This window comes from Veillonella seminalis (genome assembly GCF_003992065.1).
Classification (GTDB): Bacteria; Bacillota; Negativicutes; order Veillonellales; family Veillonellaceae; genus Veillonella_A; species Veillonella_A seminalis.
Genome location: NZ_RQUZ01000019.1, coordinates 25,016 through 35,014, shown reverse-complemented (window position 1 = coordinate 35,014; position 9,999 = coordinate 25,016). Strand labels below are relative to the sequence as shown.

Here is a 9,999-nt window from a genome sequence, read left to right as displayed (position 1 = left end):
AGCGACATTAATCATAACACAAATCGGTATTCACTATGGATTTTTTATATGTTCAATTTCAGTTTACAATTAACCAATAAAAATTTCTTGCTGATATTACGAAAATTTTTCTCTCTATATATAAATAATATCTTATATTCTGATTCATTTATCATACATCCAAATTTCACCGTAATTTCACGATTTTTACACACAAGTTTCATAATTTCCCTGTATGCTATACCCATAGCAAAAAACTAAAGAACAAGTTTGAGTTTTCAAAGTTTGATGAAGAAGTTACAAACGGAGGATCCGCGTTTAAGTTTCATCATCAAAGTGCTCACTGACTTGAATTTCGCTATACTCTCTAGTTAATAAGCAAAGGAGTCCTATTATGAAAAAATCGACTCAGAATTTATTGAGAAAGGTTGCTTTGCTTGGTGTTCTTGGCGGTACCTTTTGGGGTACCTCAATGGCTGCCGATTCGGCAGCTACCCAACAGGCGACCACATCTCCTCAAGCAACAGCAAGTGCTGCTATAGAAGGTAATCAGGCAGCGGCCTCACAGGATGACGGCTCTAACAGCCCTACAATCTATGACCGAATGTTACGGGCACGTGCCATGGCACGCAATCAAGTAGATGCTAATACAGCCATCTTCTTAATGCCGGATGCAACCTACGGAGCCGCTCGTACCAATGCCGGTCAAATGCCAAAAGACTATGACCGCAAATCCCATCGCGGCCAGGAACGTCAATATCAACCGGATAATAACAACGATATGCAGCAGCAACAAGACAACGACTATCGTTCCAACCATCCTCAGCGCATGGAAGGGCAAGGCAGACACCACAGTCATCCCCCTATGATGGATGGTCAAGGCAATCACCAGGGGCTGCCTCCTATGGGCCAACCCCCTATGATGGACGGTCAAGGCAATCACCAGGGTATGCCTCCTATGGGCCAACCCCCTATGATGGACGGTCAAAGCGGTCACCAGGGTATGCCTCCTATGGGACAACCTCCTATGATGGATGGTCAAGGCAGTCACCAGGGTATGCCTCCTATGGGCCAGCCTCCTATGATGGATGATCAAGGCGGTCACCAGGGTATGCCTCCTATGGGACAGCCCCCTATGATGGACGGTCAAGGCAATTACCAAGGGATGCCTCCTATGGGCCAACCTCCTATGGGTATGCCTCCTATGATGAATGGCCAAGTGGGGCCTCAAGGGATGCCTCCTATGATGGACGGTCAAAAACACCACAAGGGGGAACATCATAAAGGCGACCATTATAAAGGTGAACACCACAAAAACAAAAATTATATGCAAAAATATGACGGCAACCGTCAATACGAGCATAAAACTCCGACATCCTACACCGATGTCAACTTTTAAAAGCTATCCCGGCTTTTAATACCTCTCTAACACAACACACACTTAAAAACCAAACACACAAAAAACAACTCAACACACACAACACACAAAAACAACACAAAAAAAAGCCTGTGAAATCAGATTTACAGGCTTTTTTGCTTTAAACTTTACTTTCACATCACTCAATATATACAAATCAGGCAAATGTGCTATACTTATAACATCCTAAGCCATTTCTCGGGAAATACAACTATTTTAAGTAATAGAAAGAACAATCCTATGAAATCAAAATCAAACTCTATATGGCAACGAGCAGCCATGATGACAATTATCGGCACAACGCTCTACGATACCGCCTTTGCCAGCGAGGCCGTTTTGCCAAAAGAAGCCATTCCGCGTTTGCAATTGCCGACGCAGGAAACTCGCTTAGAGAGCATAAATGAACACGAAAAAACAACGAAAGCTGTGGCCAAGCAGTCGCATACAGCAATTAATCCTAACCGAATGTACGCCGATAAACGGTTAATTAATCCCTATGCGGCTCACATGTGGCGTGAAGATAATGAAAACACAAATACCCTGCCACCGGCTTTTCGTACATCACAAGACCGATTCAAAGTAAAACCGGCTAAAATCAGAACTGAGTCAAATGATACGACTGACGACGAAGTCGATTTAAATCTGCCGACACGTAAAGGGCTTGATGATTTGCACATCTCCGGCAGTTCCCAACCGTCTGAAAAGCAGTTTGCCCAAATCGCAAGCACCTTGCGTACCAAGACGGACGGTCCGATTTATGTAGTAGATTTACGGCAGGAAACACACATCTTCATTAACGGAATTCCCGTAAGCCATTATGGCAAACGCAACTGGGGTAATGTGGGCAAATCCTATCAAACGATTATCAATGAAGAATGCCAATATGTTGCTGACTTAGTAAATACATCGCTCCCTATCGCTGCTTTGGCTGAAAATAAAGAAGCCGGTCCGGAAGAAACGCTTGCGGTAACCTCTGCAAAGACAGAAGAAACGGTAGCCAAAGAATTGGGATTGCGCTATGTCCGCCTGACCGCTACCGACCACATTTGGCCGGATGAAGCCTCTATCGATCGCTTCATTGCTTTTTACAAAACATTGCCTAAGAACGCTTGGCTCCATTTCCACTGCGAAGCCGGTAAAGGTCGTACTACCGCTTTCATGGCCATGTATGATATTATGAAAAACCCGGATGTACCGTTAGCGGATATTTTAGAACGACAACAACTCATCGGTGGCAATAATGTAGCAGCCACACCTGATACGGGGAGCTGGAAGGATCCGTATTACGAAGAAAAAGCCGTTATGATTAACAAATTCTATCGGTATGTACAACAAAATTATCAGACGGGCTTTGAACTCAGCTGGAGCGAATGGTTGCATCCGAAAGCTCAATAATAGATTGACAATACATACAAACAACACAATCTTAAATCTACAAGGTAAAATCTACTTGAATCTATAAGACCAAACCTATAGATAAAAAAAACTCCGATACATTGCAGCTAATGCTTTGTACCGGAGTTTTTTATTGGAATTCTATTTCAGCTAGATTGCCTAATTATTCAGCAACAGCGATTACTTCCACTTCAACGGAGAAGTTGGCAGGTAATTCTTTAACAGCTACACAGCTGCGAGCCGGTTTGCTTACGAAATAATCAGCATAAATAGCATTGAATTTAGCGAAATCATTGATGTCAGCTAAGAAGCAAGTTGTTTTAACTACTTTGGAGAAATCAGTACCGGCTTCTTTCAAAATAGCTTCAATGTTTTTCATGGCTTGTAAAGTTTCAGCTTCAACGCCGCCTTCAACCAATTTGCCGGTTTCAGGATTGATACCGCCCTGACCGGAAATAAATAAAAAGCCGTTAGTTTTGATAGCTTGAGAGTAAGGACCTAAGGCTTTAGGGGCGTTTTCAGTAAATACAGGTTTCATAAAAAACTCCTTTCATGGACAATTACACGAATAAACTTGTATAATCTACTTATAGATTCATTATAGAATAAGTTAACAGTGATGTACAATATCAAATGGACAAAATAGCCTAAAATGTTTACGTCAAAATGCCAAAGACTCATTTTGAAAATAATGATATGTAATTAAGAGTCGTAACTTATTCAGCGTTTTTAACTTATGAAAATTTCTTTGAAGCATTCGTATTTAATCACAGCCACCTAAGGAGGCATCCGTACTATGTCAACGAAATTAGCTACTCAATCCACTGCTAATCCAAACGCAACTCTCGACACGGTTTACAGCTACACCACGTCCTTCCCGGACTACGGCATCATCACCATGTACAGTGACGGTGAAAATCTAATCGGCCTCAGCTTACCAAGCCAACAATACCGTTTAGATACGGATAGCAATGAAATAATAGATAAAAAATTGCCTATTTTCAAAACCACCGAAAAATGGCTAAAAGATTATTTTGCCGGTAAAAATCCTGCTAAAATACCACCCATCCGTTTCATCGGTACACCGTTTCGTCAAAAAGTTTGGCAGGCCCTCTTAGACATTCCTCACGGCCAGCTCATTACTTACGGCGACCTGGCAAAAAAACTGTTCCCCAATGATGCCAACACGGGGATTCGCGCCCGCGCCATCGGCGGTGCCGTCGGTCACAATCCGATTCCGGTTATCGTACCTTGTCATCGCGTTATCGGTGCCAATAAAAACCTTACCGGCTATACCGGCGGTTTAGCTGTTAAAGTAAAACTCCTCACCTTGGAAGGCGTTGATATGGAACCGCTCAAATGGCCGAAACGGACGACTAAAAATACGTTTTAATCAGCATAAAACTATACAAAAATCTCCCTAGCCTTCGTTAAGATTTACTAGGGAGATTTTTAATTTTTAAACTATATGGCTACAAGCCAAGTGCTATATACCTACGAAACAAAAGCTATGCACTATCACATGTGCCATCATTGTTCACCTTATAGTTCCTGAATGAACTGCACGAAACGCGGTGCAAATTCATCGCGTTCCAAATCGGACGTAAGCATTACATAGGCTACCGGATTTGGCTGTGTCAATACAACCGCCCCCTGCAAGTAGTACGGCAATTCAAAGCCGTTAGCATTGACAAATACACGAGCACTCGCCATATAAGCAGGATGTGTATAATGAGGCAACAAAGCCCAAGGAGTTTGGTCTTTTATTGTTACTGAAGTATACGCATAATCGGATATGCCGCTGAACAATGTAGCGGCCATAACTTTTTGTTGCAATTCTTCGTTACTTTGCATCCAATAGGAGTTAATCAAAGGCAATTGCAAATCGATTAAATCTTTTTGCAACACGTTCGAGAACCCTTTTGTCGTCTGCGGCGTTAATACTAAACCGAATACAGTCGCTGTTTTGCGACCTTCGTTATCCTTCATTTGCCACTGATATACATCGGTCTTTTCACCGAGACGATAATCTTCAAAATACTGTAAGCTTTCTTTTTCACGTTCGTAAGCTTTAATACTTTCTAAACGTTTATCTCCGACCAATAGTTCATTAGTTTGCCAATCGCGAAGTTCCGGCCCCTTTGCTACCACTTCTTTTAAATCTTTTTCAAAGAAGTTCCATAAAGCCGGCACAATCACGGTGTCGGACAAACGGCGGACAGTAAGATCACGAGGTACTACAATCGTTCCGTCATGACCTAACGCCTTCATGTGCGTTGTCGGAGTTTTGGCGTTAACCACAACCGATGTATTAGCCCCAAATGCTCTTACCTGCGGCTCTAAATTGTACATACGTTGCCACTGTTTTTGCCAGTAGTTAAAATCTCCGTCATTCGTCGTCAATACCGTTACTACAGGACCGTCTTTTTCAAAACGAACTAAGTTCAAGCTGCCAAACGGAATTTCATAACTGTCAAAAGTTACGGCCTCACGGCTTTCACCATAAATGACCGGTCCGAACACGGAATTAAGTTGATCCGCCGAATTCAAATAATCTACCTTAATATCCGACGTATCAAAGAATTTCTTAATCCCGTCGCGAATACTGCGATTTAATTCCAATTGTTCTTTAGCGCGTTCATTAGTGGCAACCTTACTGCGTAAATCACCGGCGGCCCGGTCAAGATCAACTACCACCGCTTTTACCAAGCTGTTTTTATATTTATTAACAAATTGATTAAATGCGGTAGCATCCTTCATAACCGGCACAGCACGAATACCTTTCACCGTAGCCGCATAGAATGCATCCGCATCATAATCGGTCGGATATGGTGCAAGCCAATCTTCTTGCTGTTTGCTAAGATCCTTGTACAAATCGCTCACAACATTCCAAGTTTGACCCAACTGATCCTTCGCATCGCCCGATTTAGACACATCGGACACATAACCGGCCGCTACGGCCGTCATTTTGGCTGCTTTTAATGAGTCGGTTACATTTACGCCGTCATTACTCTGAGCCGCCGCATTTCGTGCATCTTTAACCGACTTATCGGCCTTTTCCCACAAAGCTTTACTGATGGCCAAACTTGCTCGTTCACCTTTAATATAATCAGGTCCTAACGCCAAATCTACGACATACGCCGTATGTACGCCGTCCGCATCTTCACCGCGTAATTGATACATATTCCAATCACGATAAATAGTGCCGCTGAAATTCTTCAGCTCATCGATGTTAAGCTCTTTCTTGCTCTCAATTTCACGAATATCCTTAACATAGTATTCATTCAGTTCTTTACCGGACATGGATTTGGTACCGTCAACTATTCCTTGCGGTGTCACCATCCGCTTTAAGTCAAAAGCGGTAACACCGGCCGGCAGATTCACCGTCTTATTATCTACTGTCGTCATAACAGTACTTACGAGCTGCGGTCTAATAGCGGTAGCATCCGGCGATACCTTTGTTGTCGCCGCATCACTACTTTGAACAATACCGTATGATAAAGTAATCGGTGCTAACGAACTTGTAGGTACCTCGGCTGCAGATACGCCCGGCACCATAGATGTAGCCAATCCCAATAAAGAGGCCAAAACCAAACCACCTAAATACTTCCGTTTCATCTGATTCACTCCTTTACAACTACGTTACATATTTTAATGCCCCTGAATGCAATATTTGTCTATACCGCTTAACCTTCAGTAAATTCAGGGGTATTATGTTTCACTTTTTCGAGCAACAATTGCTGTTTCAATTCGTGAAGTTTTTGGCTGATATTAACCTTAACAACCGGTGCACGGTTCAAACGGAAAAATTCAGGCCAGAGCAATTTTATTTGTTCATTGGCGTAGTTTACGATTTCAGGCAAGCTTGGCACATCGTAGACTAATTCGCCTTTTTCAAAAATCGGTACCAATAGCTCCACTACATCGAAGCTGTTAGCCGCTAAATGAGTACGTTTCCAAGGATACATAGCATTTTGGAACGTATACGGTTTCGTCGTATCGATTGTTTCATCAAGGAGACATACTAAATCGCCGATTAATTTACGATTGCGACGATTAATAAGGCGAAGTACCTTTTTACGGCCCGGATTGGTAACTTTTTCCACATTATCGGAGAACTTCATGGTCGGCATGAAAGAGCCGTCTTTACGCCATTGGCCGGCCAATTTATACACGCCGCCTAAAGCGGATGTACCGTCGGCCGTAATCAATTTAGTCCCGACCCCCCACGATGAAATAACACTCCCCTGACTTTTCAAATCAGCAATAGTGTATTCGTCCAAATCATTAGAAGCAAAAATAGTAGCATCCGGGAAGCCCTCATCAGCCATCATCTTATAAGCTTCCTGGGATAAGTACGCCATATCGCCGCTATCGAGGCGAATGCCGTAACCTTTAGGCATAGTACCGCCACGGCGTTCTTTGACTTCTTTGAAAACCTGAATGGCATTCGGCACGCCTTGTTTCAAGGTGTCATACGTATCTACGAGGAATACCAACATATCTTCGTATTGTTCCGCATAGGAACGGAAAGCTGTGAGTTCATCAGGGAAACTCATAATCCAGCTGTGAGCCATAGTTCCCACCGGCTTAATCCCGTATTGTGATGCGGAATACACATTACTGGTTCCGTTAAAACCGCCGATAATAGATGCTCTCGCACCATAAACGGCGGCATTGGTCCCTTGGGCGCGACGCATGCCGAATTCAGCAAGGCTGTCATTACCGGCCACACTGCGAATACGGCGTGCTTTAGTGGCAATCAAGGATTCATGATTTAAATACATGGATAACGGTGTTTCAATAAGCATAGCTTCGTCTTTCGGCGCTTCAATGCGAACCAATAATTCCCCCGGGAAGGCAACAGTCCCTTCCGGTGCCGCATAGACGCTGCCGGTAAAGCGGAAATCTTTTAAATAGCCGAGAAAGTCTTCTTCAAATAGACCCGTTTCACGCAAATAAGCTATATCATCTTCGTTGAACGAAAGATTTTTCAAATAATCGATAACATGCTCCAAGCCGGCTACTACCGTATAAGCGCCATCGAATGGGTTTTTACGATAAAAACGGTCGAAAACGCAGGGTATACGATGCAGGCCTTCCTTAAATAACCCTTGCATCATGGTAAATTGATACAAATCTGTTAATAGTGCTTTACTGATCACAGTACATTCCTCATCTCTTCTAATAAATATATTATATGTGTTGACATAAACTTTTAACCCGATATACTAGAGGTAATGAAGTATTTATGGGAAGTACAAAACTTACATAAATACTACACCTTTTGATACAAAAGGTAATAAACCTTTGGGGGTAACAATTTACAACTAAACTTATTTTAGTTACAATTGTTAAGGGTTATTTTTATACAATTCTACATTTATAGAAAGGAATCCTCTTTTTATGTTACAAGCTCGCTTATGTTTATTACTCACTGCGTTTGTTTGGGGCTCCACCTTTGTAGCCCAGCGTCTTGCGTCTGATGTAATCGGTCCCAATGCGTACAATGCGATACGCTTTCTGTTGGGAGTATTAACCGTAAGTCCGTTTTATTTCTGGATAAAAACGGGAGCACCTTTGAAAAAGCCTCGCTGTTCCATCATATGGCCGTCTTTGGCTTTAGGCTTTATGTTATTTTTGGGTGCCAGTTTGCAACAATACGCCATCGCCTATACGACGGCGTCAAAAGCCGCCTTTTTAACAGCTTTATATGTGGTTCTCGTGCCCTTACTCGGTCTGTTTGTAGGTGAACGACTCAATCTGACCGCCTTAGGCGGTGTGGTTTGCGCCATCATTGGAGCCGCTTTATTGAGCTTAAAAGATAGTTTTATTCCCTCTTACGGCGACGGTATCATTCTGATTTCCACGCTGTTCTGGGCCATTCACATTTTACTGTTAAATACGGTATCCAAACAATATAATCCGTTCTTATTATCCATGGGACAATTCTTCGGCTGTGCCTTATTCTCGGCCATAGCCTCCCTATTTTTGGAAACCACAACTTTTCAAAATATCGCCGATTCTTGGCTTTTCATCGTTTGGGGCGGCGTTTTATCCGCCGGCATCGGTTTTACAGGGCAGCTTTTAGGACAACGCAAATTACCGCCAACGGAAGCTTCGCTCATTTTGAGTCTTGAAATTGTGTTTACCGGTATTTTAGGGTATTTGATTTTGGATGAACGGCTTGATCATCAAGAAATCTGGGGGCTCGTCTCCATGTGCTTCGGCGTTTTACTGGCGCAACTTCCATCCCCACCGCAATTATCTATAGGACCGTTTTTCGGTCGAAAGGACTAATTTTGTATGACTGCTTCACAACTTTATCGCTTAGCCCGGCCTCGTACCCTTACGGCCGCGTTCAGTCCCGTTATTCTCGGTGCTTCCTACGCGGCAACTGCGCACACGGCGGTTCACAGCTTCGGGCTAAGCCTGTTTTACACGCTTTTAATTCTAATCTGCGTCATGAGCTCGCAGATTGCCGCCAATATTTGGAATGAATATTTCGATTTTAAATCCGGCCTTGATCTTAACCAGGCAGCCGGCAACAGCGGCACCATCGTACGTGAAGGAATTTCGCCGCAGCAGGTAAAAAAACTGGGCTATATTTTTTCCCTCACGCCGCTTGTGCTCGGCATTTTCTTGGCGTCGCAAGTTTCTTGGTGGTTATTGCCGGCCGGCGCCATTTGTATTCTGATCAGCTTATTCTACTCGGGCGGTCCAAAACCGATTTCGCGCACCCCCTTCGGTGAACTTGCTTCCGGCATAGCCATGGGTTTTGCCATTGTCTATATTACGGCCTATACTTGGACAGGCACCTTATACTGGGATTTCTTAATCCCCGCTATTCCGTCCACCATCCTCATCGGCAACATTATGATGACCAATAACCTGCGCGACTTCAGTAACGATAAAGCCCACGGGCGCCGCACCTTGGTTATTCTCTTAGGCAAAGATGAAGGGATTCGCTTATTGCGCACCCTTTTTATCTTCTGCATTCTCTGGTTATTCTTATGGGTGTTCTTAGAGCATTTGCCGTCAGCGTCCTTACTCAGCATCATCGCTTTGTTCCCGGCCTTTAAAAGTGCCGCCATCTTGCAACGTTATGCGGATGTGGTGAAAATGAACGAAGCCATGAAATTTACGTCCATCAGCGTGACACTTTATCATCTGTTGGTAAGTGTGGGACTGTGGATTGGGTAAAAGTA

At 43.4% G+C, this 9,999-nt stretch carries 8 protein-coding genes; 5 read left to right on the top strand and 3 right to left on the bottom strand.

Features of this window, described 5'->3' with window-relative positions:
* Window positions 1–373 precede the first annotated feature (373 nt).
* Window positions 374–1,378, top strand: a complete 1,005-nt coding sequence (locus tag EO126_RS10405) for a hypothetical protein (protein WP_006555723.1) — start codon at window positions 374–376, stop codon at window positions 1,376–1,378.
* A 258-nt stretch (window positions 1,379–1,636) separates the two neighbouring features.
* Window positions 1,637–2,791, top strand: a complete 1,155-nt coding sequence (locus EO126_RS10400; RefSeq protein ID WP_164726744.1) for a protein-tyrosine phosphatase family protein — start codon at window positions 1,637–1,639, stop codon at window positions 2,789–2,791.
* A 163-nt stretch (window positions 2,792–2,954) separates the two neighbouring features.
* Here the strand turns inward: EO126_RS10400 and EO126_RS10395 are convergent, their stop codons facing one another.
* Window positions 2,955–3,329: a RidA family protein gene (locus tag EO126_RS10395; protein ID WP_006555721.1), complete on the bottom strand. Its 375-nt coding sequence runs from the start codon at window positions 3,327–3,329 to the stop codon at window positions 2,955–2,957.
* Between the two features lie 258 nt (window positions 3,330–3,587).
* Here EO126_RS10395 and EO126_RS10390 point away from each other — a divergent pair, with 258 nt between their 5' ends.
* Window positions 3,588–4,184 (top strand): methylated-DNA--[protein]-cysteine S-methyltransferase, encoded by a 597-nt coding sequence (locus tag EO126_RS10390; protein ID WP_006555720.1) that lies wholly within the window; start codon window positions 3,588–3,590, stop codon window positions 4,182–4,184.
* Window positions 4,185–4,333: 149 nt separating this feature from the next.
* Here the strand turns inward: EO126_RS10390 and EO126_RS10385 are convergent, their stop codons facing one another.
* Both EO126_RS10385 and EO126_RS10380 read right to left on the bottom strand, forming a co-directional pair.
* A complete protein-coding gene (locus tag EO126_RS10385; RefSeq protein WP_127008806.1) occupies window positions 4,334–6,409 on the bottom strand; it encodes a hypothetical protein in 2,076 nt (691 codons plus the stop codon).
* Between the two features lie 68 nt (window positions 6,410–6,477).
* Window positions 6,478–7,956 (bottom strand): nicotinate phosphoribosyltransferase, encoded by a 1,479-nt coding sequence (locus tag EO126_RS10380; protein WP_127008805.1) that lies wholly within the window; start codon window positions 7,954–7,956, stop codon window positions 6,478–6,480.
* Window positions 7,957–8,197: 241 nt separating this feature from the next.
* On the opposite strand from EO126_RS10380, the gene EO126_RS10375 reads away from it, so the two are divergent.
* The gene (locus EO126_RS10375) at window positions 8,198–9,091 is read left to right on the top strand and encodes a DMT family transporter (RefSeq protein WP_127008804.1); all 894 of its coding nucleotides are present in this window, start codon (window positions 8,198–8,200) and stop codon (window positions 9,089–9,091) included.
* Between the two features lie 6 nt (window positions 9,092–9,097).
* On the top strand, window positions 9,098–9,994 hold the full coding sequence (menA, locus tag EO126_RS10370; RefSeq protein ID WP_127008803.1) for a 1,4-dihydroxy-2-naphthoate octaprenyltransferase: 897 nt from the start codon (window positions 9,098–9,100) through the stop codon (window positions 9,992–9,994).
* The last annotated feature ends 5 nt before the right edge of the window (window positions 9,995–9,999 follow it).